This window comes from Allobosea sp. (assembly GCF_035944895.1).
GTDB lineage: Bacteria > Pseudomonadota > Alphaproteobacteria > Rhizobiales > Beijerinckiaceae > Allobosea.
The window spans coordinates 666,443-691,274 of the sequence record NZ_DASZAT010000005.1 but is presented as its reverse complement, the minus strand read 5'-3'; the positions used below and the strand labels follow the sequence as shown (position 1 = coordinate 691,274).

22 protein-coding genes and 1 tRNA gene are annotated in these 24,832 nt (G+C 67.7%); 13 read left to right on the top strand and 10 right to left on the bottom strand.

What is annotated here, in order from left to right; genetic code table 11:
• Positions 1 to 74 precede the first annotated feature (74 nt).
• Positions 75 to 503 (top strand): TadE/TadG family type IV pilus assembly protein, encoded by a 429-nt coding sequence (locus tag VGV58_RS05595; RefSeq protein WP_326872982.1) that lies wholly within the window; start codon positions 75 to 77, stop codon positions 501 to 503.
• A gap of 34 nt (positions 504 to 537) precedes the next feature.
• Complete coding sequence (locus VGV58_RS05590) at positions 538 to 2,217, top strand: pilus assembly protein TadG-related protein (RefSeq protein WP_326872981.1); 1,680 nt, start codon at positions 538 to 540, stop codon at positions 2,215 to 2,217.
• Positions 2,218 to 2,220: 3 nt separating this feature from the next.
• Here VGV58_RS05590 and VGV58_RS05585 read toward each other — a convergent pair whose 3' ends face one another.
• The 5 genes from VGV58_RS05585 to murA all read right to left on the bottom strand — a co-directional run bounded on the left by VGV58_RS05585 (position 2,221) and on the right by murA (position 6,340).
• A complete protein-coding gene (locus VGV58_RS05585; protein WP_326873570.1) occupies positions 2,221 to 2,628 on the bottom strand; it encodes an arsenate reductase/protein-tyrosine-phosphatase family protein in 408 nt (135 codons plus the stop codon).
• A gap of 46 nt (positions 2,629 to 2,674) precedes the next feature.
• A complete protein-coding gene (locus VGV58_RS05580) occupies positions 2,675 to 3,148 on the bottom strand; it encodes a UPF0262 family protein (protein ID WP_326872980.1) in 474 nt (157 codons plus the stop codon).
• 46 nt (positions 3,149 to 3,194) lie between these two features.
• On the bottom strand, positions 3,195 to 4,487 hold the full coding sequence (hisD, locus tag VGV58_RS05575; RefSeq protein WP_326872979.1) for a histidinol dehydrogenase: 1,293 nt from the start codon (positions 4,485 to 4,487) through the stop codon (positions 3,195 to 3,197).
• A 26-nt stretch (positions 4,488 to 4,513) separates the two neighbouring features.
• Positions 4,514 to 4,954 (bottom strand): DUF2948 family protein, encoded by a 441-nt coding sequence (locus tag VGV58_RS05570; RefSeq protein WP_326872978.1) that lies wholly within the window; start codon positions 4,952 to 4,954, stop codon positions 4,514 to 4,516.
• 96 nt (positions 4,955 to 5,050) lie between these two features.
• Positions 5,051 to 6,340 (bottom strand): UDP-N-acetylglucosamine 1-carboxyvinyltransferase, encoded by a 1,290-nt coding sequence (gene murA, locus VGV58_RS05565; RefSeq protein WP_326872977.1) that lies wholly within the window; start codon positions 6,338 to 6,340, stop codon positions 5,051 to 5,053.
• Between the two features lie 726 nt (positions 6,341 to 7,066).
• Here murA and VGV58_RS05560 point away from each other — a divergent pair.
• The 4 genes from VGV58_RS05560 to VGV58_RS05545 all read left to right on the top strand — a co-directional run bounded on the left by VGV58_RS05560 (position 7,067) and on the right by VGV58_RS05545 (position 13,566).
• A complete protein-coding gene (locus VGV58_RS05560) occupies positions 7,067 to 8,029 on the top strand; it encodes an enoyl-CoA hydratase-related protein (protein ID WP_326872976.1) in 963 nt (320 codons plus the stop codon).
• A 176-nt stretch (positions 8,030 to 8,205) separates the two neighbouring features.
• Positions 8,206 to 10,557, top strand: coding sequence for a putative bifunctional diguanylate cyclase/phosphodiesterase (locus VGV58_RS05555; RefSeq protein WP_326872975.1), 2,352 nt, complete (start codon positions 8,206 to 8,208; stop codon positions 10,555 to 10,557).
• Positions 10,558 to 10,681: 124 nt separating this feature from the next.
• Complete coding sequence (locus VGV58_RS05550) at positions 10,682 to 12,100, top strand: dihydrolipoyl dehydrogenase family protein (protein ID WP_326872974.1); 1,419 nt, start codon at positions 10,682 to 10,684, stop codon at positions 12,098 to 12,100.
• 11 nt (positions 12,101 to 12,111) lie between these two features.
• Positions 12,112 to 13,566: a sensor histidine kinase gene (locus VGV58_RS05545; RefSeq protein WP_326872973.1), complete on the top strand. Its 1,455-nt coding sequence runs from the start codon at positions 12,112 to 12,114 to the stop codon at positions 13,564 to 13,566.
• 29 nt (positions 13,567 to 13,595) lie between these two features.
• On the opposite strand, the gene VGV58_RS05540 is transcribed toward VGV58_RS05545, so the two are convergent.
• A complete protein-coding gene (locus tag VGV58_RS05540; protein ID WP_326872972.1) occupies positions 13,596 to 14,222 on the bottom strand; it encodes a S24 family peptidase in 627 nt (208 codons plus the stop codon).
• Positions 14,223 to 14,471: 249 nt separating this feature from the next.
• Between VGV58_RS05540 and VGV58_RS05535 the strand changes: the two genes are divergently transcribed.
• The 3 genes from VGV58_RS05535 to VGV58_RS05525 are packed head-to-tail and all read left to right on the top strand — an operon-like array spanning position 14,472 to position 16,327.
• The gene (locus VGV58_RS05535; RefSeq protein ID WP_326872971.1) at positions 14,472 to 14,828 is read left to right on the top strand and encodes a DUF952 domain-containing protein; all 357 of its coding nucleotides are present in this window, start codon (positions 14,472 to 14,474) and stop codon (positions 14,826 to 14,828) included.
• Positions 14,825 to 15,913: a quinone-dependent dihydroorotate dehydrogenase gene (locus VGV58_RS05530; protein ID WP_326872970.1), complete on the top strand. Its 1,089-nt coding sequence runs from the start codon at positions 14,825 to 14,827 to the stop codon at positions 15,911 to 15,913. Before VGV58_RS05535 ends, VGV58_RS05530 begins: the two co-directional genes overlap by 4 nt.
• A gap of 24 nt (positions 15,914 to 15,937) precedes the next feature.
• Positions 15,938 to 16,327, top strand: a complete 390-nt coding sequence (locus VGV58_RS05525; protein WP_326872969.1) for a VOC family protein — start codon at positions 15,938 to 15,940, stop codon at positions 16,325 to 16,327.
• Here VGV58_RS05525 and VGV58_RS05520 read toward each other — a convergent pair.
• The 4 genes from VGV58_RS05520 to VGV58_RS05505 form a co-directional block, all read right to left on the bottom strand.
• Positions 16,324 to 16,596 (bottom strand): DUF6460 domain-containing protein, encoded by a 273-nt coding sequence (locus tag VGV58_RS05520; protein WP_326872968.1) that lies wholly within the window; start codon positions 16,594 to 16,596, stop codon positions 16,324 to 16,326. The genes VGV58_RS05525 and VGV58_RS05520 overlap by 4 nt on opposite strands.
• Before the next feature lie 85 nt (positions 16,597 to 16,681).
• Positions 16,682 to 17,347, bottom strand: coding sequence for a response regulator (locus VGV58_RS05515; RefSeq protein WP_414643872.1), 666 nt, complete (start codon positions 17,345 to 17,347; stop codon positions 16,682 to 16,684).
• A 115-nt stretch (positions 17,348 to 17,462) separates the two neighbouring features.
• Positions 17,463 to 19,097, bottom strand: coding sequence for a cisplatin damage response ATP-dependent DNA ligase (locus VGV58_RS05510; RefSeq protein ID WP_326872966.1), 1,635 nt, complete (start codon positions 19,095 to 19,097; stop codon positions 17,463 to 17,465).
• Entirely contained in the window at positions 19,094 to 20,149 is a 1,056-nt protein-coding gene (locus VGV58_RS05505) for a ligase-associated DNA damage response exonuclease (protein WP_326872965.1), read from the bottom strand. The genes VGV58_RS05510 and VGV58_RS05505 overlap by 4 nt, the downstream gene beginning before the upstream one ends.
• A gap of 60 nt (positions 20,150 to 20,209) precedes the next feature.
• Here VGV58_RS05505 and VGV58_RS05500 point away from each other — a divergent pair, with 60 nt between their 5' ends.
• From VGV58_RS05500 to VGV58_RS05485, 4 genes are all read left to right on the top strand, one after another.
• Positions 20,210 to 21,145: a methyltransferase gene (locus tag VGV58_RS05500; RefSeq protein WP_326872964.1), complete on the top strand. Its 936-nt coding sequence runs from the start codon at positions 20,210 to 20,212 to the stop codon at positions 21,143 to 21,145.
• 161 nt (positions 21,146 to 21,306) lie between these two features.
• Entirely contained in the window at positions 21,307 to 23,793 is a 2,487-nt protein-coding gene (locus VGV58_RS05495; RefSeq protein WP_326872963.1) for a ligase-associated DNA damage response DEXH box helicase, read from the top strand.
• Positions 23,794 to 23,837: 44 nt separating this feature from the next.
• The gene (gene pdeM / locus VGV58_RS05490) at positions 23,838 to 24,500 is read left to right on the top strand and encodes a ligase-associated DNA damage response endonuclease PdeM (protein ID WP_414643910.1); all 663 of its coding nucleotides are present in this window, start codon (positions 23,838 to 23,840) and stop codon (positions 24,498 to 24,500) included.
• Between the two features lie 195 nt (positions 24,501 to 24,695).
• A tRNA-Thr gene (locus VGV58_RS05485) sits at positions 24,696 to 24,770 on the top strand.
• Positions 24,771 to 24,832: the final 62 nt, after the last annotated feature.

Here is a 24,832-nt window from a genome sequence, read left to right as displayed (position 1 = left end):
AAAGTACAACTTTTACGTTTCGTCAATTGCTCGTCTCTACAACTTATAGTTGTTAAAACAACGGGCGGCACGCCATGCGGCACGATCCTCTTGCGTTCGAAACCGACCAATCAGCCAGCACGGCGGTCGAGTTCGCCTTCATCGCTCCCATCCTGCTGATGCTGCTGTTCGGGATCATCGGCTACGGCCACGCCTTCGGAGTCTACCACGGCGTGCAGCAGCTTGCCGCGGAGGCAGCGCGGGCTTCCGTAGCCGGTCTCGACGATGCCGAGCGCGAGCGGCTGGCCCGCTCCTTCATCACCCGCAACATCGGCTCCTACGCTTTCCTCGAACCGAGCAAGCTGACAGTCCGGACGACCGCGCTGGGCGCCCCGGCGCCAAGCTTCGAGGTCACGGTCGTCTATGACTACTCGGACAGCGTCTTCAACCGGCTCAGCTCGATGGTCGCGCTGCCGATGCCGGTCGTCGAGCGCCGCGCCGTCGTTCAGCGCGGTGGCTACTGATGCAATCACCGAGCCGACCGGACAGGAGGCCCTCATGATCCGCTCGTTCCGGACGTTCCTGGCCGACCGTCGCGGCCTCTCGACCATCGTCTTCGCCGGCACCTCCCTGGTCCTGTTCGGGTTCGGCACGATGGCGGTCGATGTCGGGAGCCTCTTCTACCAGAAGCGCCGGCAGCAGACCGCGACCGATCTCGCGGCGCTCGCCGCCGCAACCGATCTCGAGCGTGCCACGAACGCGGCCCGGGCCAGTGCGAGCCGCAACGGCTTTCCTGCCGGCGCCGTCGGCACAGTCCAGACCGGCACCTATACGCCCGATGCGCGACTGACACCCGAGGCGCGCTTCCGGCAGGGCTCGGGGCCGGCTGCCAACGCAGCCCGGGTCGAGATGCGAGCGACCACGCCGTTGATCCTCGGCCGCGTCCTGGCCTCCAGCCTGGGCGGCGAGAGCGGCGAGGTCGCCATCGTGACGCAGGCCATCGCCGCGCAGGATGCGCAAGCGGCCTTCGCCATTGGCTCGCGGCTGCTCCGCGTTGAGAACGGCGCCCTCAACGGCCTGCTCGGCAGCCTGCTCGGCACCACCGTGTCGCTGTCGGTGATGGACTATGAGGGACTGGCGCGAGCGCGGATCGACCTGTTCGGCTTCACCCGCCGGCTGGCGACGCGTGCCTCGATCTCCGCCTTGACCTTCGAGGAAGCCCTGCGCGCCAATGTCCGCATCGGCGACATCGTTCTGGCCGCCCAGGATGCGGCTCGCGACCAGGGAGCCAGCAGCGATGCGATCGCGGCGCTGGGGCGTCTCTCCAGCGCCCTCGGCAGCTCGAGCCAGCGCATCAACCTGCAGAGCCTCGTCTCGTTCGGCATCTACGGTGGCCGGCAGCTGGGCGAAGAGGTGCCGCTCAAGGCTTCGCTGGCGGCGCTCGACCTGATCTCGGCTGCGGCCCAGATTGCCAATGGCTCGCGCCAGCTCGATCTCGGCCTCGCGGTCAACGTACCCGGCCTCGCCGCAGTCTCGCTCAAGCTCGCCATCGGCGAACGGCCGGTCGGAACCAGCCTCGTCCGGGTCGGCCGCGCCGGAGCGAGCGTCCACACGGCCCAGACACGCCTGCTGCTCACGCTCACCCTCGTCGGCAGCGGCCAGGCCTCGCTGGTCAAGCTGCCGCTTTATCTGGAGCTGGCGTCTGCGACGGCCCGGCTGACCGCGATCTCCTGCGGCGCCGGCGACGTCACCAGTTCGCGGGTGACGCTCGGCGTGACGCCGGCCGTCATGGATGCCTGGATCGGGCAGGTCTCCAATGCCGAGTTCAGCAATTTCAGCACTCGGCCGAATCCACCGGCCGCAACGGTGCTCGACCTGCTCGGGCTCGCCAAGGTGACGGCTCGGGCGCATGTCACGATCAGCAACACCAGCGAAACCCCGGTCAGCTTCAGCTATGCCGAAATCCAGCGAGCCGACAAGAAGACGACCTCGACCCAGAACTTCGTCGCGAGCCTGCTGTCGCGGCTCGTGGGGGATCTCGACCTGCGCGTCGAGCTGCTGGGGCTGGGCCTTCCCATACCCGGCCTGGACGGCGCCGTCTCCGGCGTCATCGCCGGCGCGGCGGCGCCGCTCGACCAGGTGCTGACCAGCCTGCTCAACACGCTCGGGATAGGGCTGGGCCAGGCCGACAGCTGGGTCAGCGGCGTGCGCTGCGGCGGCGCGGTCCTGATCCAGTAGGGTTCAGGATCGCAGCCGCACCTTGATCCGCTGCATCAGCCCGTCACGCACAGCACGATAGGCGTCGAGCACCTGGTCGCGGGAGCCCTGGATGATGGTCGGGTCGGGGGTCGGCCAGTACTCGACCTCGGCGGCGAGTGTGCGGGTGAGTTCCAGCGCCTTGTGGTGCGCCTCCGGCGAAAGCGAGACGATCAGGTCGAAATTGAGCCCCTCCCATTCCTCCAGCTCCTCGACCGTCTTCGGCTTGTGCTTATGCGCGTCGATGCCGATCTCGTCGAGGACCGACAGCGCAAAAGGGTCGAGCTCGCCCTTGCGCTTGCCGGCGGCGGACTGGACATAGATCGACTTGCCGAAGAAGTGCTTGGCCAGCGCCTCCGCCATGGGCGAGCGCACCGCGTTGTAGGCGCACATGAACAGTACGCTCTGGAGCTTGCGCGGTACGGGCAACTCCAAGCGCTCAGCCCTTCCAGTGCAGCGCGTAGATCAGGGTGAACAGGCGACGGGCCGTCTCATTGTCGATCTCGACCTTGTTCGACAACCGTTCGACCAGCAGAACCGCCGCCTCATCATGCAATCCGCGGCGTCCCATGTCGATCGCCTCGATCTGCGAGGGCGTGGCTGTGCGGATGGCGGCGTAATAACTGTCGCAGACCAGCTGATAGTCCTTAATGATGCGTTTGAGCGGAGTCAGCGAGAGGTGGTGGGTGACGAGCAGGGCACCATCCGCACTCTTCACTTCGAAGGCGAGCCGGCGCTCCACCAAAGCGAGGTGGACGGCATAGGGGCCGCCGTCAAAATCCGGCAAAGCGAAGTGGTTGCGCTCGATCAGGTCGTAGATCGCGACGGCCCGCTCATGCTCCTGGTCGGCACTGCTGCGCCCGAGCGAGGCTTCGTCGAGCGTGACGGCGACCAGATGGTTGCGTTCCGACATGTCCCCTCCGCCCAGCTGAATACCGGCGCAGAATCGCGGCCCGGCTTCAGTCGTTGAGTCGGATCGTCACGGAACGCGCATGCGCCTGCAAGCCCTCGGCTTCAGCAAGCTCCGTCGCGGCGCCGGCGAGCGCCCGCAACGACTCGGGATCGCATTTCAGCAGCGAGGTGCGCTTCATGAAATCGAGGACGCCGAGCCCGGAGGAGAAGCGGGCCGAGCGCGCTGTCGGCAGGACATGGTTCGAGCCGCCGACATAGTCGCCAATCGCCTCGGGCGTGTGCCCACCGAGGAAGATCGCACCGGCATTGCGGATGCGCCCCGCCAGCCCTTCAGCATCGGCGGCGATGATCTCGAGATGCTCCGGCGCCAGCCGGTCGACCAGAGGGATCGCACTGGCGAGCGTCTCGACCAGGATGACCGCGCCGAAGTCGCCCCAGCTTGCGCCCGCGATCCCGGCGCGCGGCAGGGTGCGGAGCTGGCCTTCGACCGCGCGCTCGACCGCGTCCGCCAACGCGGCGTCGTCTGTGATCAGGATCGACTGGGCGGCAGTGTCGTGCTCGGCCTGGGCGAGCAGGTCGGCCGCGATCCAATCGGGATTGGCGTCGGCATCGGCCAGGACCAGCACCTCGGAGGGGCCGGCAATCATGTCGATGCCGACCGTGCCGAAGACACGGCGCTTGGCGGCGGCGACATAGGCGTTGCCGGGCCCGACGATCTTGGCGACCGGCGCGATCGTCGCAGTGCCATAGGCGAGCGCAGCCACGGCCTGCGCTCCGCCGATCCTGTAGATCTCATCGATGCCGGCGAGCTTCGCCGCGGCGAGCACCAGCGGATTGCCCTCGCCGCGCGGAGTCGGCGCGACCATGACGAGGCGTTCGACCCCAGCGACCTTGGCCGGCACCGCGTTCATCAGCACGGAGGAGGGATAGCTCGCCGTGCCGCCCGGCACATAGAGGCCGACCGCCTCGACCGCGCTCCAGCGCCAGCCGCTCTCGACGCCAAGCGCATCGCGGGACCAGGAATCGGCGGGCTTCTGACGCAGGTGATAAGCCTCGATCCGGGCGCGGGCCGTCTCCAGCGCGGCAAGCTGCTCGCGCGTGCAGGCCGACTGCGCCGCCTCGATCTCGCCCTGCGTGACGCGCAGGGTCTGCGGCGTCAGGGAGAGCTTGTCGAAGCGCTCGGTATAGTCGATCAGCGCCGTATCGCCACGGGCGCGGACATCGGCGATGATCCCGGCCGCGACCTGGTCGACATCCTCGGAAACCTCGCGCTTCATCGCGAGCAGGGCAGAGAACTCCCGCTCGAAACCGGCATCGCGTGCGTCAAGCCTGATCGGCATGGGGCAATCCTGACCGCAGGTGTGGTTCAGCCGGCGTCCGGGTGGGCCGGCGTCGCGACGGCTTCCCAGATCGGACCGAGATCCTTCATCTGTGCCTCGATGCACTCGACATCGAGGCGGATGGCGGCGCCGTCGGAGAAATGCAGGGTCACCTGCCCGGCAGGGCCGTCGATCTCAGCGAAGGTGACGGCAAGCAGACTGAGCACCGCATCGCCAGCCGCAACCTTGCTGCTGCGCGCCGCCGTCACGCGTTCGAAATGGAGGGCAGTGAGCCGCCGGCGCTTATGCCCTTGCGCCGCGCCTTCCCAGTCGAAACGACGCAGCGCCAGGGCAAAACGCTTCTCTGCGGGCCGATAGGCGATGTCCCCGCGCTTCAGCACCGCGTCCTGCAGATGCGCCGAGATCACCGACAGATCGTCGGCGTCCAAGGCGATCAGTTTCAGCGGCTCGGCGGCGGGGTCGGACATAGAAGCTCTTGTCTCATCGCATTTTCTTCACGCGAACCGGTGTCCACTTCGCTCGAAAATGCTCTCGGCCCTATCTGGCGGCGGCATCGCCTATCGTCAACCGCTGATGCGCTCGACCTGGGCGCCGCAACGGCTGAGCTTGGCCTCGAGCGCCTCGAAACCGCGGTCGAGATGGTAGACGCGGTTGATCATCGTCTCGCCCTCGGCGACGAGGCCACCGATCACGAGCGAGACCGAGGCGCGCAGATCGGTCGCCATCACCGGGGCGCCGGTGAGCTTCTCGACACCATCGACATAGGCAGCATCACCGTCGAGCCGGATTTTGGCACCGAGACGGGCAAGCTCCTGCACATGCATGAAGCGGTTCTCGAAGATGGTCTCGCGGATGCGCGAGGTGCCCTTGGCCCTGGTCATCAGCGCCATGAGCTGGGCCTGGAGGTCGGTGGGGAAGCCCGGGAACGGGTCGGTGGTGACGTCGACCGGCTCCAGCGCGGCGCCGTTGCGGCGGACGCGGACGCCCTCATTGGTCTCGGAGACGTCGACGCCAGCCTGGCTCATCACGTCCAGCGCCGCCTGCAGCAGGTCGGCGCGCGCGCCTTCGAGCAGGACGTCACCGCCGGTCATCGCCACCGCCATGGCGTAGGTGCCGGTCTCGATCCGGTCCGGCAGCACGGCATGATGCGCGCCGCCGAGGCGCGAGACGCCGCGGATGGTGATGGTGGAGGTGCCGGCGCCTTCGATCTTGGCGCCCATCTTGTTCAGGCAAACGGCGAGATCGACCACCTCGGGCTCGCGCGCCGCGTTCTCGATCACCGTGGTACCGTCGGCGAGGACGGCGGCCATCAGCGCGGTATGGGTGCCGCCGACCGTGACCTTCGGGAAGACGATCTCGGCACCCTTCAGCCCCTTCGGAGCGCGTGCCAGCGCGTAGCCGCCCTCGATGGTGATGGTGGCACCGAGGCGTTCCAGCGCCATCAGCAGAAGATCGACCGGGCGCGTGCCGATGGCGCAGCCGCCGGGCAGCGAGACCTTGGCCTCGCCCATGCGGGCCAGGATCGGCGCGATCACCCAGAAGCTCGCCCGCATGGTCGAGACCAGTTCATAGGGCGCGCAGGTGTCGACGATCTGGCGCGCGGTCAACGCAACGGTCTGGCCGGTTTCGGCGCTCTGGCCGATGCGCTTGCCGGCGACCGAGCGGTCGACGCCCTGATTGGAGAGGATGCGCGAGAGCGCGCTGACGTCGGACAGCCGCGGGACATTGGTCAGCGTCAGCGTCTCGTCGGTGAGGAGGCTCGCGATCATCAGCGGCAGGGCTGCGTTCTTCGCGCCGGAAATCGGGATCACGCCATTGAGGCGCTGGCCGCCGGTGATGCGGATACGGTCCATCGGGCTCGTCCTGCAGGACAGCCGGCGGGAGGCGCCGGCCGGAAAGGGTGGGGATCAGGACCGGGGAGGTTCGGCCTGGGCGGGCGGTAGCGTGTCCTCGGCCGCCGTGTCCGAGGCACGCCGGGCCCTTGCCTGCGCCTTGCGGCGCTTCAGGTTCTCGCGGAGGGCGGCGGCGAGGCGCGCCCTTCTCTCATCCTCGGCTTCGGTCTGGCGGCTCAAGGCGTCAGCTCGTCGGAATGCCTGCAACCCTGCGGCGGCGGGCGTTGATTCATGGTTAGCCGCTCAGCCCGTCCCGGACAAGACCAGGACGGCGGCACAACATTCCTTGCACGGTCGATTGCGGCACAACTGCGGCGTCGCCGGTCTCCGGATGAAACAGCCCTGCCCCAAGGCGGCCTGCAGCCGCATCGGCCCGCCGGATCGACAAGCTGCGCCGCCCCGCCGGCAGAAGCCGCAAGGCCCTGCTGCAATTGGTAAAATTTTTATTATCTCGGCAACCCTGACCGACGAGTGTTATGCTGGCACGCCCATTGCGTGCATCGACGGCAACGATAGCGGCAACGGCGAGGCAACCGATGGATGCGTTTTCAGACCCTAAGCCGACTTCGGCATTAACGAATAAAGCCTAACGAAATTAACCATTTCCGGCAGTTTGCGTTTACAGATTATTAACTTTCTCTACCCTCGGCGGCGTCGAGGGGTGCGGAACGAGGCGGAGACGACGCGATGTTTCAGAGCTATGCACCGACGGTCGGCGGCCAGGCCGCTGCCGAGCTCGCCGACGGAGAGGTGATCGAGACGATCCGCCGTCACGCCGGCTTCCTGCCGGAAATCCAGCTCGCCTATGAGCAGGAGCTGCGCCTGCTCTGGGTCACCATCAAGCCGGAGCTGAAGCCGGTCTTCACGCTGCAGCTGCTCGAGAGCCTCGGCAAGGTGCAGCAGGCGATCATCGATCTCTGGGGCGCGCCGGAGCAGTACCACAACGCGCCGGTGCGCTTCCTCGCCTTCCGCGGTACCGGGCCGTTCTTCACCCTCGGCGGCGACCTCGACTTCTATCTCGACTGCCTCGCCAAGAACGACCGCCCGGCCCTGGCGGAATATGCCCGGCTCTCGGTCGAAGGCGCGCTGCGCAATGCCAGCGGCCTCAACGGCATGGCCGTGACCCTGTCGACGATCCATGCCAAGGCGATCGGCGGCGGCATCGATGCGCCGCGCTCATGCAACGTCATGATCGCCGAGGAGCAGGCCTCGTTCGTCTACCCCGAGATCAAGTTCAACCATTTCCCGATCACCGCCGTCGGCGTCCTGTCGCGCCGGATGGGCCCGCGGGCCGCCGAGCACATGCTGCAATCGGGCGAGGAGATGAGCGCGGCCGAATTCCTGGCTGCTGGCGGGCTTGAAGCGGTGGTGCCGACCGGCACGGGCGAGGACTGGATCCGCAAATACGCCTCCGACTCGCTGCCGATCCACGCAGCCCGCACCGCGCTGTTCTCGGCCTTCAACCGCCGCGCCGGCAATCTGCGCGAGGAGCTCGAATATCTCGGCCAGCTCTGGACCGACTGCATGCTGCGCCTGCACCCGAGCGCGATCTCCAAGCTGCAGCGCATCGCCCAGACGCAGGACCGCATGCTGGCCCGCGTTTATCAGCGCGGCCCCGAGGAGGCGTTCGCCCGCGCCGGCGCCGCCTGAGCGGACAGCCGAAAGTCCCGGCGCGGCCGGCGTTCGCGCCGATCGCGCGACTCCGCCGCGTAACCCTCATGAAACTTTTACCTTTCCCTCTTAAAGCCGTTAGATGATGCGGCAAAGGAAGGGGTCGTGCACCCGCCTCTCCGGTGACCGTCACAAGGCAGGAGTGGATGGCGGGAGTGGCGAACCGGTTGCATAGCGCCAGCACCGATAGAGCGATCGCAGAGCAGCCGGCCGGACATGACGGCCGGAGCGCGGTCGATCTCGCCGATTATCGCCTGCTGGTCTCCTCGCTCTTCTCATCGCCGGGCTCGATCATCCCCGGCGGCATCGCCGGCATTCTCACGCCCTTCCTGTGCTGGGTCTCGACGAGCGCCGAGCTGTTCATGGCGCTGACGATCTGCGTCGCGCTGGTCGTCGTCATGCGGATCATCACCGTGGTCCGCTATCGCCGCCTCGACCATTCCGAGGACACGCTCGCCCAGACCACGCGCTGGGACCGGGAGTATTTCTTCGGCGCGACCGTATTCAGCGCCGTGCTCGGCTTCAGCTGCTATGCCGCGCTGGCCTGGACGGACGACCCTGCCGCCCACATCACCTCGGTATCGTCGACGATCGCGCTTGCCTCCGGCTATGTCGCGCGCAATGCCGGACGGCCGAAATTCGTCGCCGTCCAGTTGCTCACCTTCTGCGTGCCGATGGCGGTCGGCCTGATCCAGGCGCACAATCCCTACTACCAGTACATCGGCTATTTCGCCTTCCTCTATGTCGTCGCCAATATCGCGATCACCAACTCGCTGCACCGCAACCTGCTGGCGCTGAGCGACGCGACCAAGCAGTCCAAGGCGCTGGCCACGGCACTGCGCTCGCAGAACCTGACGCTCGACGCCGCGCTCAACACGATGATCCACGGCTTGGCGATGTTCGACCGCAAGCTCGATCTTGCAGTCTCGAACGCGCCGCATGCGGCCCTCTACGGCATTCCCGAGACGCTTGCCCTGCCGGGCACGCCGATCAGCGCGATCGCGCGCTTCCTCGTCGAGCGCCAGGTGATGACGCCGGAGCAGGTCCGCGACATCAAAGCGGCCCTCGACGGCGTCCAGGCGACGCAGCAGGCGGCTGTCTACGAATTGCAGTCGCGTAACGGCCGCATGCTCGTCGTCACCATCGCGCCCGCGGCCGAAGGCGGCGTGCTGATGCTGACCGAGGATGCGACCGAGCGGAAGGCGACCGAGGCGCGGATCGAGCAGATGGCGCGCTTCGACGAGCTCACCGGGCTCGCCAATCGCTTCGAGTTCAATACACAGCTCGTCGAAGCTTTCAGCCGGCAGGAGCGGACCGGAGAGACCTTCGCGCTGCTCTATATCGATCTCGACGGATTCAAGCAGGTCAACGACAATCTCGGCCACGACATCGGCGACCGGGTGCTGGTCCAGACGGCGGCGCGGCTGAAGAGCGCGATCCGCCACAACGACCTTCTTGCCCGCTTCGGCGGCGACGAGTTCGTCCTGATCCTGCCGGCGACCGATGTCGCGACGGTCAGGATGATCGCGCAGCGCATGATCGAGGCGATGGACCGCGCCTTCGAGCTGGATACCAAGACCGTCTACGTCACGGCCAGCATCGGCATCGCGCTCGCCCCGGTGGATGGTGCGACCCCGGCCGACCTGCTGCGCCATGCCGACACCGCGCTCTACAAGGCCAAGGCGGCCGGCCGCAACACCGCGACCTTCTTCGACCCGACCATGGCCGAGGAGATGCTCGAACGCCACGAAATCGAGGTCGATCTGCGCCAGGCCAGCGCCGAGGGCGCGCTGGAGCTTTACTACCAGCCGATCATCGACCTGCGCACGCAGGAGATCGTGACGCGCGAGGCACTGATGCGTTGGCGGCACCCGACACGCGGGATGGTGCCGCCCGGCGTCTTCATCCCGATCGCCGAGCAGTCGGGACTGATCGCCGGCATGGGCGACTGGGCGATCCGCCAGGCCTGCCGCGACGCGGCGAAATGGCCGGGAGGGATCGGCGTCTCCGTCAACATCTCCCCGCTGCAGTTCCGCGAGCCGCGCCGGATCGTCGAGACCGTCAAGAACGCGCTGCTCCTCGCTCATCTCGCGCCGGGCCGCCTGACGCTCGAAGTGACAGAATCGCTGCTGATCGAGGACAACAAGACGACGCTCGAAGTCATCAACGAACTGCGCGCGATCGGGGTCAAGTTCGCACTCGACGATTTCGGGACGGGCTATTCCTCGCTCGCCTATCTCTCGACCTACCCGTTCTCGCAGGTGAAGATCGACCAGAGCTTCAGCCGCGACGTCAACAGCGACGAAGCCTCCAAGGCAGTGATCGAGGCGGTCTGCCAGCTCGCCCGGCGCCTGTCGATGAACGTCGTCGTCGAGGGCATCGAGACCGAGGCGCAGCGCATGGCGGTGCAACTGCTCGGCGCCCAGCGGGCGCAGGGCTATCTGTTCGGCCGGCCGCAGCCGGTGTCGGAATTCGGCAAGGGCGACGAGCCGCGCAAGATCGCCTGAAGGCGGGCTCCGCCGTCGTATTGCCGGAATTCACCGCTTCGACGCTACGATCGCAGCGCCGAACTTGATTCTGCCGCAGCGGCACCGCATCTGCACCAGCGGAACAGTGACCGGGAGACGCGGCGTGAGCGAAACCGCCAGCCCAGCAGCCAGCAAGGAGCCGCTGACGCCGGATATCTGCGTCATCGGCGATGGCCCGGGCGGGCTGGCGGTCGCGACTGCGGCCGCACTATTCGGCGCCCGGACGGTGCTGGTCCGGCAGGGTGGGAATGCGTTTTCCCTCAACGAAGGCGCCCGCGGCCAGGCCCTGCGGGCCGCGGCCGGGCGTGCGCGAGCCATCGCGGACGCTGGCGAGATCGATTACGGGCGCGTGCGGGCCCATCTCGACCAGATATCGGCCAGGCTGGCCGCGAACGACTCGGATGAGCGCCTCGCCGCGCTCGGCCTCGTCGTGCTCAAGGGCGAGGCCCGTTTCCAGAACCGGCGCCAGATTGTCATCGACGGGACCGTGGTCAAGGCGCGGCGCTTCGTCATCGCCACCGGCTCTCAGCCGGCGGCGCCCGATATTGCTGGCGTGGCCGAACTGCCCTGCCTGACCGAGGACAGCGTCTTCGACCTGGCAAAGCGACCGGAGCGGCTGATCGTGCTCGGCGGCACGGCCGCCGCCGTCGAACTGGCTCAGGCAATGCGCGCGCTCGGCAGCGAGGTCGCGCTGATCGCGCGGGAAGGCCTGTTGCCGGAGGAGGATCCGGAAGCGGTCGGGGTCGTGAGGCGCGCTTTGCTCGGCGACCGCATCGCATTGCATGAGGGCCGGCCGATCCTGCGTGCCGAGAGTCATCGCCAGCGGCCGCGGCTCGTGCTCGACGGCGAGATCAGGATCGACGGCACGCATCTGCTGGCCACGAACGGGCGCCGGCCGAACATCGCAGGCCTCGAGCTCGACCTCGCCGGCGTTCGCAGCGACGAGACCGGAATCGTCGTCGACACCTCGCTGCGGACCGCCAATCGCAGCATCTACGCCATCGGCGATTGCGCCGGAGGGGCAGCCGCAGGGGCAATGTCCAGCCATGCCGCCCAGCATCAGGCCAGCCTCGTGCTCCGCAACGCCCTGTTCCGCCAGCCTGTCCGCTTCCGGCGCGAATGGGTGCCGCGCACCGTCCATGGCCGGCCTGAACTGGCGAGCGTCGGCCTGAGCGAGGTGCAGGCGCGCGCGCAGGGCGCGATCCGGGTGCTGCGCTTTCCCTATGCCGAGAGCGCACGCGCCCAGGCGGAGCGGCAGACGGACGGGCTGATCAAGCTGGTGACCGACCGCAAGGGCGGCATCCTCGGTGTCGTCATCGCCGGAGCGCAGGCGGCCGAATTGATCGTGCCCTGGGGGCTCGCCATCCAGAAGCGGATGAACGTCACGGAGATGGCCGGGCTGATCGCGCCATCCCAAAGCCTGTCGGAGCTGTCGCAGAAGGCGGCGCTCTCCTTCCAGGCGCCGCTCGCGGCAAAACCCGGCATCCGCCGCCTCATCGGCTTCCTCAGCCGTTTCGGATAGACTGGCTGTTGATGTCAGTAAGACGGTTCGATCCCAACACCCTGTCGATCAGCGTTGCGCGCGGGCCGACGCAGCTTGGCCTGTCGGCAAAGCTGCTGTTGCTGACCATCCTGTTCGTGATGCTGGCCGAGGTGCTGATCTACCTGCCCTCGGTCGCGAACTTCCGGCGTAACTGGCTGAACGACCGGCTCGCGGCGGCGCAGATCGCCGTGCTGGTGCTCGAAAACGCCCCGGCCGAGGGCCTGCCCGAGGGTAGCGAGGAGCGGCTGCTGGCCGGCGTCGGCGCCTCCGCCATCGCCGCACGCGTCGGCGGTGCGCGCCGCCTGCTCAGCCTCGATTCGATGCCGCACGAGGTCGCCAGGACCGTCGACCTGCGCGACCAGAGCTGGATGCAGTCGATCGTCGAATCAGTGGCGACGCTGGTCAGCCCCTCGCATGAGATGCCGATCCGTGTCGTCGGACAGGCGGTCGGCGCCGCCGACTTCGTCGAGATCGTCATCGACGAGCGGCCGCTGCACCGCGCCATGCTGAAATTCTCGATCAACCTGACGCTGGTCACGCTGATCATCTCGATCCTGACCGCGGGGCTGGTCTATCTCACGCTCAACTGGCTGATCGTGCAGCCGATCCGGCATCTCGCCGCCAACGTGATGGAATTCGAGCACGACCCGGAGAATCCGCGCCGGATCATCGAGCCGACCGCACGCGCCGACGAGATCGGCGAGGCGCAGCGGGCGCTCGCACGCATGCAGGCGACCCTCGCCGACGACCTCAGGGCCAAGAAGCATCTCGCCGAGCTCGGCCTCGCCGTCAGCAAGATCAATCACGACCTGCGCAACATGCTGGCCGCGGCCCAGCTGATGTCGGACCGGCTGACCGAGACGCGCGATCCGAAAATCAGGCGCTTCGCGCCGCGCCTGATCGCAACGCTTGGGCGCGCCATCGATTTCTGCCAGGCGACGCTCGCCTATGGCCGCGCCACCGAGGCGACGCCGGCGCTGCGCGATGTGGCGCTGCGCCAGCTCGTCGCCGAGCAGGCCGAGTTGCTCGGCCTCGGCGAGAACGGCACGATCGCCTTCGCCAACGAGGTACCGGCCGAGGTGATCGCCCCCTGCGATCCCGACCAGATGGCGCGGGTACTCTCCAACCTGATGCGCAATGCGATCCAGGCGCTCGACGGCGTCATGGAAGCCGGCGAACGCAGTCCGACGCTCCGGATCAGCGCAGGCCGGCGCCATGAGGAGATCGTCCTGCGCATTGCCGACAACGGGCCGGGCGTACCGCCACGGGCGCGCGACAACCTGTTCCAGGCCTTCCGCGGCTCGGTCAACCCCGGCGGCACCGGCCTTGGCCTCGCCATCGCCGCCGAGCTGGTGCGGCTGCATGGCGGGATGATCGCACTGGAACCGTCCGAGATCGGCGCGGTGTTTACCGTATCGCTGCCGGCGCACCGCGTGACGGCGTAGCGCCTCGCAGCCCGCTGGACACGAGGCAGCTACTGGCTCGCCCAGATCACCCGCGCCATGAAGGCGATCTCGGCGAGCGCGAGCACGCGATCGGCATGCTCGGGGTTGAGCGAGGCAAGCTCGACCGTCTTCGCGGTCTGGCGCCTGAGCTGCTTGGCCAGCACCTCGCCCTCGACGGTCTTGACGACCACCCGGTCGCCACGGCGGATCGCGGCGCCGGGCGAGACGATGATGGTGTCGCCGTCGCGATAGAGCGGCAGCATCGAATCGCCGGCGATCTCGAGCGCATAGGCCTTCTCGTCCTGCAGGCCGGGAAAGGCGACCTCGTCCCAGCCGGAGCCGGCCGGAAAGCCGCCATCGTCGAAGAAGCCGCCGGAGCCCGCCTGAGCGAAGCCGATCACCGGGATCGTATGCGCCGGCGGCGCACCGCGGCGGACGACGTTCATGAACTCGTCGAAGGAGGCGCCGGTCGCGGCGAGAATCTTGGCGATCGATTCGGTCGAGGGCCAGCGCTCGCGCCCGTCGGCGCCGATGCGCTTCGAGCGGTTGAAGGTGGTGGCGTCGAGCCCGGCCCTGCGGGCGAGGCCCGATGGCGTCAGGCCATAACGCTGGGCGAGCGTGTCGATCGCGCTCCAGATCTGGTCATGGGACAGCATCGCGGAGAGGCCTCGTTCCTGATGGTGCCGGCGCGGCGCAAAGCGGGGATACAAATAGGAAATATCCCCTATCATATAAGAATTCAATCTGATTCGTAACGCCACCTGGCTCCGCATGCCGCTTTTTTTCACTTTCAGACAGAGCACCGGCGGAAGCGAACCGGCACCCGGCAAAGAAAACTGCGAAGCGGCGCGGTGCGGCACGGTTTCCGCTTTTGCCGACGGCCGTCAGGCGATATGTCCGGCACCATGCCGCTCATCTACAAGATCTGTCCCGAGGCGCTCTGGCGCGAAGCCGAGGCCGCAGGCCTCTTCCAGGGAGCGCCGGTCGACATCGCCGACGGCTTCATCCATTTCTCGACCGGCGCGCAGGCCCGCGAGACCGCCGCCAGGCATTTCGCCGGCCAGGACGGGCTGCTGCTGATCGCCTTCGACGACGCCGCGCTCGGTGAAGCCCTGCGCTACGAGCCATCGCGAGGCGGAGCGCTGTTCCCGCATCTTTATGCCACGCTCGACCCGAAGCGGGCGCGCTGGATCGCGCCGCTGCCGTCAGGCGAGAGCGGCCATGTCTTTCCAGAGGACGTCTTCCCGGAGGATGTCGCGTGATCGGTGCGCTGTTCGGCCTGGCGCGGCCGCTGATCCACAAGCTCGACGCCGAGCAGGCTCACCGGCTGACGATCGCGGCGCTATCCGCCGCGCCGCCGCTGCGGCCGGCTGCCGATCCGCCGTCGCTGGCGGTCGAGGCCTTCGGCCTGCGCTTTGCCAATCCGGTCGGGCTCGCCGCCGGCTTCGACAAGAATGCCGAAGCGGTAGACGGCGCGCTGGGTCTCGGCTTCGGTTTCGTCGAGATCGGCGGGGTGACGCCGCTGCCGCAGCCGGGCAATCCGCGCCCGCGCGTCTTCCGCCTGCCGGAGGACGAGGCAGTGATCAATCGCTATGGCCTCAACAGCGAGGGCATGGAGGCGGTCGCGGCGCGATTGGCCGCTCGCCGGAAGAAGGGCGGCATCGTCGGCGTCAACCTCGGCGCCAACAAGGACTCGGCCGATCGCAGCGCCGATTACGCGGTGCTGGCAGGCAGGCTCGCTCCGCTCGCCGATTTCCTCACCGTCAACGTCTCCTCGCCGAACACGCCGGGCCTGCGCGACCTGCAGGCCGAGGACGCACTCGACGACCTGATCGCACGCACCCTCGCCGCCCGCGACGAGGCGGCCGCTGGGGCTAAGCCGACGCCGGTGCTGATCAAGATCGCGCCGGACCTCTCCATGCCCGAGCTCGACGGCATGGTCGCGGTCGCGCGCCGCCGCAAGGTCGACGGCATGATCGTCTCGAACACCACGATCGCGCGGCCGGAGAGCTTGCGCAGCGACAACAAGGCCGAGACCGGCGGCCTCTCCGGCAAGCCGCTCTTCGCGGCCTCGACCCGCATCCTCGCCGAGACCTTCCTGCGGGTGGAGCGCCAGTTCCCGCTGATCGGCGTCGGCGGCATCGATTCCGCCGAAACCGCCTTCGCCAAGGTCCGCGCCGGCGCAAGCCTGGTGCAATTCTATTCGGCGATGGTGTTCAAAGGTCCGGGGCTGGTCGGCGAGGTCAAGCGCGGGCTCGACATGCAGGTGCGCAAGGCCGGGCTGCCACGGCTCGACGCGCTGGTCGGGCGCGATGCGGAAGCGATCGCGCGCGGGGAGACGATCTGACGGCAGCTCGCAGAGGAAGCCGGAATGATCATCTACACCACGGTTGGAGTCGACGATCTCGCCCGCGCTCTGCGCTTCTATGATCCGCTCTTTGCCGAAATGGGCCTCGAGCAATGCTGGCTCGACGCGACCTCAGCGTCATGGGGCCGGAAGGATGACCCAAGCGTCAGCCGCTTCTCGATCGGCTATCCGTTCGAGGGAGAGGCCAGCGCGGGCAACGGCACCATGACGGCGCTCCGGGCCGACAACCCGGCACAGGTCGACCGCCTGCATCGGCTGTCGCTGTGCAATGGTGGCAAGGATGAAGGCGGCCCCGGACACAGGCCGCGCTATGGCGGCGACTTCTATGGCGCCTATGTCCGCGATCCCGACGGCAACAAGCTCGCCTTCATCTGCTACGACAGCGTCGTTTAGCGCTTCGACGCAAACAACCGGCTGATCAGCCAAAGCGGCACCACGACCAGCGCGCCGGCGAGCGCCCAGCCGCCGACCTCGCGGACCGCGTCGAAGCCCATATCGGTGAGCGAGCGGACGAAGCGCAGCGCCGAGTCGAAGAGGCTGCGCGGCGACAAGCCGAGGAAGGCCATGGCCGCGCCGACCAGCAGCGAGATGAAGAACAGGCGCACGAGGACGCTGAGGACGGAACCGCCCAGGAAACGCTCGGTGCCACCGCCATTGGCCATGGAAATCCCCCTCGGATCGACCGCGTAAGACAAATCAGACCCTGCTTGAACCGGGCCTGAACGCCGCCGTCAACCGCCCGGCGCCTCAGCTCGTCGCCGAAGCGCCCTGCGCCGCCCAGCCGGCGCCGGCTATCTTGGCGGCGGCGATCACGGCCTGGGTGCGGCTGTCGACGTTGAGCTTGGTCAGGATCGCCGAGACATGCGCCTTGACCGTCGCCTCGGAGACGCCGAGCTCATAGGCGATCTGCTTGTTGAGCAGCCCTTCCGACAGCATCATCAGCACGCGCACCTGCTGCGGTGTCAGCGTCGCGAGGCGGCGGACCATGTCGGCGGTCTCGTGATCGACCGGTGCGGAGAGATCGACGCCGGGCGGAGTCCAGACGCCGCCGTCGAGCACGGCCTGGATCGCCTCGCCCATCTGCGCGACCTCGGCGGTCTTGGGCAGGAAGCCGAGCGCGCCGAACTCGATGCAGCGGCGGATCACGGCGGGATCGTCATTGGCCGAAACCACGATCACCGGGATCTCGGGGTAGGACGCCCGCAGGAAGAGCAGACCGGAAAAGCCCTGCACGCCGGGCATGGAGAGATCGAGCAGGATGAGATCGATGTCCGAGGTTTCGGCGAGCGCCTGGCCGAGCGCCTCCAGCGAGCCGACCTCGCTGACCTCCGAACCTGCCAGCCCATGCGAGACCGCCTGGCGCAAAGCGCCACGAAAGAGCGGATGATCGTCCGCGATCACGATCCGTGTCATCATGCCCTCCGCGCGCCAAAGCCCGGCAAGATGCCGCGCGATTCCCCCTCGAAAGTTCAAGCGCCGGGCATCTTACCCTGTCAATGCTCCAATCGTCAGAGGCCACAGCGTATCGCTAGTTGGCAGGCAGCAACGCCTCCAATGCCTCGATCCGATCGGCCTCGCCCGGCGGCTTGTCCCAGCGGATGCGGTTGATGCGGGGAAAGCGCATGGCGATGCCGGATTTGTGCCGCGTCGAGCGTTGCAGCCCCTCGAACGCCACTTCGAAGACCAGGCCGCTCGTCAGCGTATGCGTCACCTCGCGCACCGGGCCGAAACGGTTCAGCGTGTTCTTGCGGACATAGCGGTCGATCTCGATGAGTTCCTCGTCGGTGAAGCCGAAATAGGCCTTGCCGACCGGCACCAGCTCGTCCGCCCCCGCCTCCCCGACCCGCCAGACGCCGAAAGTGTAGTCGGAATAAAAGGAGGAGCGCTTGCCGTGGCCGCGCTGGGCATACATCAGCACGCAGTCGACCAGCCGGGCATCGCGCTTCCATTTGTACCAGTAGCCTTTGGGCCGGCCGGGCAGATAGGGCGAATCGAGCCGCTTCAGCATGCAGCCCTCGACCGCCTCGGCATCGGCGCCTGCCCCGGCGGAAGCCGGGTCGGCGCGGGCTTCCGTCAACTCCTCCCAGTTCGCGAAGGTAATGCGCGGCGAGAGATCGAAGCGGGCGCTGTCGAGCCGGCCGAGGAACGCTTCCAGCCTGGTGCGCCGCTCGGTGTAGGGATGGGCGCGCAGATCGTCGTCGGCTTCGGCCAGGAGGTCGTAGGCGCGGATATGGGCGGGGAATTCGGCCAGCATCTTGGCCGTGACCTGCTTGCGGTTGAGCCGCTGCTGCAGCGTGTTGAAGCTCTGGACGGCGCCATCGCGCATCACCAGCAATTCCCCGTCGATCGCGCCATCCTGCGTCAGTGCCTCGGTCAGATCGGGGAAGGCACCGCCGATCTCCTCGCCAGTGCGGGAATAGAGCCGGACGATGCGGCTGCCGTCGGCGCGCGTGCCGGCGACGGCCTGGACGCGGATGCCGTCCCATTTCCATTCGGCGGCGAATTCACCGGCATCGAGCTTGTCGAAATCGCCGTCCTCGATCGCATGCGAGAGCATCACCGGGCGGAACGGCGCCGGATCGGTCGCCTCCGGCCGCGGCGCCCTGCCCTCCAGCCAGGCGAAGAGCGCGGTGTAGGGCGGCTCCAGCCCATGCCAGACCTGCTCGACCTCGTCGGCCGGAATGCCACCGAGGCTCGCGGCAGCGGTCTTGGCGAGGCGCGCGGAGACGCCGATGCGCAGGGCGCCGGTGATCAATTTGAGCAGGGCCCAGCGGCCGGTCTCGTCGAGCGCATCGAGCCAGGAGGCGATCAGGCGCGGCATCTCGGTCTTGCCGGACTTTTGCAGGCCGGCGACGACATCGGGCAGATGCGGCACATCGTTCGCGCCATGCCGCGCCGGCCACATCAGCGCGACCGTCTCGGAGAGATCGCCGACATAATCGTAGGAGAGTGCGAACAGCACCGGATCGGTGCGCTCGGCGATCAAGGCGCGGATCAGGCCGGGCTTAGCGTTCTGGAAGACCAACCCGCCGGTCATCGCCGCCAGCGCATAGCCGCGATCGGGATCGGGCGTGGTGCGCAGATAGTCGGCGATCAGCGCGAGCTTGCCGTTGCGGCGCGGCTCATAGGCGAGGCGGTCGAGCAGCCAGGCGAAGCGGTTCATGCCGAAGCCTCCGCCGGTTTGGCCTCGGGCTCCGCTTCGCCCTCGTCGCCATAGCCGACGAGATGCAGCGGCATGCCTTTCAGGCCAACCGTGCCGCACCAATGCGCCAGCGCCTCGGCCTCGCCATGGGTGATCCAGATCTCGTTCGCCTGAACCTCGCGGATCGTCGCCTGAAGATCGTCCCAATCGGCATGGTCGGAGATGATCAGCGGCAGTTCGACGCCCTTTTGGCGAGCCCGCGCCCGAACCCGCATCCAGCCCGAGGCGAAGGCGGTGACCGGATCCGGGAAGCGGCGCGACCACAGATCCTGGATCGCGCTTGGCGGACAGATGACGATCTCGCCGGCAAATGCCTTGCGTCCCTCGGCCTTGCGCTCGCCGGGTTCGATCTTACGGATATCGCCGAGCGGGATGCCTTCGGCCTGATAGAGCTCGGTGATCTTCTCGACCGCACCGTGGATGAAGATCGGCCGCTCGTAGCCGGCCTCGCGGATCAGCGCCATCAGCCGCTGCGCCTTCCCCAGCGAATAAGCGCCGACGATATGGGTGCGATCCGGAAAGAGCCGGACGGAATCGAGCAGCTTTGCCGTCTCGGCATGAGCCGGCGTATGGCGGAACACCGGCAGGCCGAAGGTCGCCTCGGTGATGAAGACGTCGCAGGTGACTGGCTCGAAGGGCGCGCAGGTCGGGTCGCGCTCGCGCTTGTAGTCGCCGGAGACGACGATGCGCAGGCCCTTGTGCCCGACGACGATCTGGGCAGAGCCGAGGACATGGCCGGCCGGAACGAACCGGAAATCGACCGCGCCGATGCGGACGGTCTCACCGGGCGAGGCCAGCTGCTGCGAGCCCGTGAACGCCTCGCCATAGCGCAGCGCCATGATCGCCAGCGTCTCACGCGTCGCCAGCACAGCGCCATGGCCGGCGCGGGCATGGTCGGAATGGCCGTGGGTGATCAGCGCCCGCGCCACCGGGCGAACCGGATCGATGTAGATGTCCGCCGGCGGGCAATAGAGCCCGGCCGGGGTCGGCGTCAGCAGATCGGAAGGCTTCATCGTCTGGCCAGTGTCATCTGCCTTCGTTAAACCCGCAGCATGATCGAAAAGGGCAGCAGCGTGTACTCCGCCAGTTCCGGGGATGAACGCCTCGACCGTCGTTACGCCTGGGCCGAGGCGGCCTTGAAGGATAGCGATCCGCAGGCGGCGATCGACATCCTCGATCAAACGCTCGCCGAGAACTACGGTTTCACCGCCGCCTGGCATCTCTACGGGCTGGCCCAGGAAGCACTCGGGCACAATGAAGAGGCCGCCACCGCCTGGCGGCAATGCCTGGACCTCGACCCGAACGACCATGTCGGCGCCAAGCTCGACCTCGCTCGCATCGGCGCGCTCGCGGCCGAGCAGGCCACCTCGGAGAATTTTTCGGGGGCCTTGTTCGACGGCTATGCCGAGCGCTTCGACAGCCATCTCGTCGGCACCTTGCAATACCAGGCGCCGGCGCTGCTGAAGGACGCGCTAGCCCGCCATTGCGAACAGGCCAGCCGCCTCTTCCATTTCGGGACGACCCTCGATCTCGGCTGCGGCACTGGATTGATGGGCGAGGCGATCCGCGCCGAGATCGAGTTCCTCGCCGGCTGCGATCTCTCACCGCGGATGATCGCCAAGGCGCAGGCCAAGACGCGTGAGGGTGGCGGCCCCCTCTACGACAAGCTCGCTACCGCCGGCCTCACCGCCTTCCTGGCGAGCCGGCCAGACGCCTCGGCCGATCTCGTCATCGCCGCCGACGTCTTCGTCTATCTGGGCGATCTTGCCCCCTGCTTCCATCAGAGCGCCCGGGTGCTCAAGGCGGGCGGGCTCCTCGCCTTCACCGTGCAGAGCCATGACGGCGAAGGCATCGCCGTCGGCCAGGACCGGCGCTTCGCCCATGCCGGGGCCTGGCTCAGGGATGCGCTTGGCGAGGCGCAGCTGAAACCCGTCCTGGTCGAACCGCGGAGCACGCGGATCGACCGCGGCGAGCCGGTGCCGGGACTGATCGTCATCGCGGAGCGCTGACCGGGGTCATGCTTGGGTTTGACCCGAGCATCTCCGGCCCAATGAGGCGTTGATCCGTGCCTTCTGGTCCCGAGATTCTCGGCCCTGCGCTTCGCTCCGCCCGAGAATGGCACGAACCCACCGTTCCCTTTTCGTTCGACAGAGCCTATCTCTGTCGCTCGATGGATGCGCCCTCGCCTCTCCCACCGGCCTTCTCCGCCTGGTTCGCCAGCCGCGGCTGGAGCGTGCGGGCGCATCAGCTCGCTCTGCTGGAGGAGGCCCGCGCCGGGCGCTCGACCCTGCTGGTCGCGCCGACCGGCGCCGGCAAGACCCTCGCCGGCTTCCTGCCCTCGCTGGTCGAACTGACCCAGCGCGGCGGCGAGCGCGAGGGTCTGCACACGCTCTATGTCTCGCCGCTGAAGGCGCTCGCCGTCGACATCGCCCGCAATCTGGAGACGCCGATCCGGGAAATGGGGCTCGACGTCAAAGTCGAGACCCGTACCGGCGACACCTCGCCTGCCAAGCGCGCCCGCCAGATCGAGCGACCGCCGGATATCCTGCTGACCACGCCGGAGCAGCTGGCGCTGCTGGTCTCGCATCGCGATGCCAAGCCCTTCTTCGCTGGGCTTCGCCGTGTAGTGCTCGACGAATTGCACGCGCTCGTCACCTCCAAGCGCGGCGACCTGCTCTCGCTCGATCTTGCCCGCCTGCGCGCGCTGGCACCGCAGATGAGCGCGGTAGGCCTCTCGGCGACGGTGCGCGAGCCGGCCGATCTGCAGGCCTATCTCGGCGGCGCCGGCACGCCGTCCGGCATCGTCACCGTCAAGGGCGGTGCGAAAGCCGAGATCGGGATCATGCATACGAGCCGCCGGCTGCCGCTGGCAGGGCATATCACCGCCCATGCCGTCGACGACATCTATGCCGCGATCCAACAGCACAAGCTGACGCTGGTCTTCGTCAATACCCGCATGCAGGCCGAGTTCATGTTCCAGGCCTTGTGGAGCGTGAACGATGAGACGCTGCCGATCGCGCTGCATCACGGATCGCTCGATGTCGGCCAACGCCGCAAGGTCGAGGCGGCGATGGCGGCCGGCAAGCTGAAAGCCGTCGTCTGCACCGCGACGCTCGATCTCGGCATCGACTGGGGCGATGTCGATCTTGTCATTAATGTCGGCGCGCCCAAGGGCGCGAGCCGGCTGATGCAGCGCATCGGCCGCTCCAATCACCGGATGGACGAGCCTTCACAGGCGCTGCTGGTCCCTTCAAACCGCTTCGAATTGCTCGAATGCCGCGCCGCACTCGATGCGGTGGCGGAGGCTGCGCAGGATACGCCGCCGCCTCGGATCGGGGCGCTCGACGTACTCGCCCAGCATGTGCTGGGGGTCGCCTGCCCCGACGGCTTCGATCCCGATGCGCTCTATGAGGAGGTCCTGACAGCCTCGCCCTATGCCGATCTCACCCGTGCCGATTTCGACGCCGTCGTCGATTTCGTCGCGACCGGCGGCTATGCGCTGAAGAGCTATGAGCGCTTCGCCAAGCTCAGGCGCAGCAAGGACGGGCTCTACCGTGCCAGCAATGCCCGCGTGATCCAGCAATACCGGATGAATGTCGGCACCATCGTCGAATCGACCATGCTGAAGGTCCGGCTCGGGCGAGCCCGGCCGGCCCGTCCCGGTGGCCAGCAGATGCTGAGCCGCGGCGGGCGCGTGCTCGGCGAGCTGGAGGAGTATTTCGCCGAGACGATGACGGCGGGCGACACTTTCATCTTCGCCGGCGAGGTGCTGCGCTTCGAGGGCATCGTCGAGAACGAGGTGGTCTGCTCGCGCACCGCCGCCGGCACCGACCCGAAGATCCCTTCCTATGCCGGCGGCAAGTTCCCGCTCTCGACCTTCCTCGCAGCCCGCGTCCGCGCCATTCTCGCCACACCGAAGGAATGGGAGAAGCTGCCGGACGAGGTCTCGTCCTGGCTGCATGCGCAGCGCCTGAAATCGCGCCTGCCCAAGCCGGGCGAACTCCTGGTCGAGACCTTTCCACGCGCAGGCCGCTTCTTTCTGGTCGCCTACCCATTCGAGGGCCGCCTCGCCCACCAGACGCTCGGCATGCTGCTGACGCGCCGGCTGGAGCGGGCGCGCTTGAAGCCGCTCGGCTTCGTCTGCAATGATTACGGTCTTGGCGTCTGGACGCTCGGCGACATGGGCGCGGCAATCGCGCGCGGGGCGCTCTCGCTCGACGATCTCTTCGCGCAGGACATGCTCGGCGACGATCTCGAGGACTGGTTGGCCGAATCGGCGCTGATGAAGCGCACCTTCCGTTCCTGCGCCGTGATCGGCGGCCTGATCGAGCGCCGCTTTCCCGGGCAGGAGAAGAGCGGGCGGCAGGTGACGATCTCGACCGACCTCGTCTACGATGTGCTGCGCCGGCACCAGCCCGACCATGTGCTGCTGCGCGCCGCGCGCGCCGATGCGGCGACCGGCTTGCTCGATATCGGTCGTCTCGGTCAGATGCTGACACGGATCAGCGGGCGAATCGTGCATCAGCCGCTCGATCACGTCTCGCCGCTCTCGGTCTCGGTCATGCTGGAGATCGGACGCGAGGCGGTCAGTGGCGAAGCGGCCGACGAGATCCTGGCCGAGGCGGAAGCGCAGATGCTCGAAGAGGCGATGGCGTGAACCTGGCGGCGAAGGAAACGGGAGACCTGGCGACCGAGGCGTTCATGCTCGGCCGGCTGGCGCTCGTGCCTGACCTCTCCGGCGCGCTCTATCTGCCGGATGAGCGCACGCTCGTCGTCGCCGACCTGCATCTGGAGAAGGGCTCGGCCTATGCGGCCCGCGGTGTGCTGCTGCCACCCTATGATTCTGCGGCGACGCTCAGGCTGCTCGGTGCCGCGATCCTGCGCTACCAGCCGGCGCGCGTGATCGCGCTCGGCGATTCCTTCCATGATCGCGGCGCCGAGGCGCGGATCGACGAGGGCTGCCTTGCCACCTTGCGTACTTATCAGGCCGGCCGCGACTGGCTCTGGGTCAGCGGCAACCACGACCCGGCGATCTCGGCCGCGATGGGCGGCACGGTAGCCGATGAGCTCGAGCTGCGCGGCGTCAGGCTGCAGCACGAGCCGAGCCCCGCCGGCGCGCTGCCCGAGATCGCCGGCCACCTGCATCCGGCAGCCAAGGTGCGGATGCGCGGCCGGGCGCTGCGCCGACGCTGCTTTGCGCTCTCCCCTAGCCGCTGCGTCATGCCGGCGATGGGCGCCTATGCCGGCGGTCTCAACGTCCGCGACGCCGCCTTCCGGCCGCTGTTCGGCCTCGGCTTTTCCGCCCATCTCCTCGGCGACGGCAGGCTCTTCCGCATCGACCAGCGCCTGCTTCTGCCGGACTGACGGTGCCCGGAGATCGCACCTGTGACCCCTCCCGTGTGAAGGGAGCGCTCAACAGCCCTTCATTTTCATGTGCAGGGATATGTACGTAACAGGTTGCGTCGGGGCGGGGCTTGTGGCATCAGGACGCCGCTTCGGAACGGCGCGGCGCCTTCCGGGTCCTCGATCGACCCCGAAACGCCAGCATATCCCGGTCCTGCTGCGGTAGCTCAGTGGTAGAGCACTCCATTGGTAATGGAGAGGTCGAGAGTTCAATCCTCTCTCGCAGCACCAGCCCCCCAATACCTTGTGAAATAACGAGAAAATACCCGTAAAGGGCTTGCAACTGCTCACTA

Coding starts and splice junctions, on each gene's coding strand:
- VGV58_RS05495 (WP_326872963.1), top strand. CDS start 21,307: ATGGATGCGCCCTCGCCTCTCCCACCGGCCTTCTCCGCCTGGTTCGCC.
- VGV58_RS05520 (WP_326872968.1), bottom strand. CDS start 16,596: ATGGCCAATGGCGGTGGCACCGAGCGTTTCCTGGGCGGTTCCGTCCTC.
- hisD (WP_326872979.1), bottom strand. CDS start 4,487: ATGCCGATCAGGCTTGACGCACGCGATGCCGGTTTCGAGCGGGAGTTC.
- VGV58_RS05580 (WP_326872980.1), bottom strand. CDS start 3,148: ATGTCGGAACGCAACCATCTGGTCGCCGTCACGCTCGACGAAGCCTCG.
- VGV58_RS05590 (WP_326872981.1), top strand. CDS start 538: ATGATCCGCTCGTTCCGGACGTTCCTGGCCGACCGTCGCGGCCTCTCG.
- VGV58_RS05525 (WP_326872969.1), top strand. CDS start 15,938: ATGATCATCTACACCACGGTTGGAGTCGACGATCTCGCCCGCGCTCTG.
- VGV58_RS05570 (WP_326872978.1), bottom strand. CDS start 4,954: ATGTCCGACCCCGCCGCCGAGCCGCTGAAACTGATCGCCTTGGACGCC.
- murA (WP_326872977.1), bottom strand. CDS start 6,340: ATGGACCGTATCCGCATCACCGGCGGCCAGCGCCTCAATGGCGTGATC.
- VGV58_RS05595 (WP_326872982.1), top strand. CDS start 75: ATGCGGCACGATCCTCTTGCGTTCGAAACCGACCAATCAGCCAGCACG.
- VGV58_RS05535 (WP_326872971.1), top strand. CDS start 14,472: ATGCCGCTCATCTACAAGATCTGTCCCGAGGCGCTCTGGCGCGAAGCC.
- VGV58_RS05585 (WP_326873570.1), bottom strand. CDS start 2,628: ATGTGCGCCTACAACGCGGTGCGCTCGCCCATGGCGGAGGCGCTGGCC.
- VGV58_RS05510 (WP_326872966.1), bottom strand. CDS start 19,097: ATGAACCGCTTCGCCTGGCTGCTCGACCGCCTCGCCTATGAGCCGCGC.
- VGV58_RS05560 (WP_326872976.1), top strand. CDS start 7,067: ATGTTTCAGAGCTATGCACCGACGGTCGGCGGCCAGGCCGCTGCCGAG.
- VGV58_RS05545 (WP_326872973.1), top strand. CDS start 12,112: ATGTCAGTAAGACGGTTCGATCCCAACACCCTGTCGATCAGCGTTGCG.
- VGV58_RS05505 (WP_326872965.1), bottom strand. CDS start 20,149: ATGAAGCCTTCCGATCTGCTGACGCCGACCCCGGCCGGGCTCTATTGC.
- VGV58_RS05515 (WP_414643872.1), bottom strand. CDS start 17,347: ATGACACGGATCGTGATCGCGGACGATCATCCGCTCTTTCGTGGCGCT.
- pdeM (WP_414643910.1), top strand. CDS start 23,838: ATGCTCGGCCGGCTGGCGCTCGTGCCTGACCTCTCCGGCGCGCTCTAT.
- VGV58_RS05540 (WP_326872972.1), bottom strand. CDS start 14,222: ATGCTGTCCCATGACCAGATCTGGAGCGCGATCGACACGCTCGCCCAG.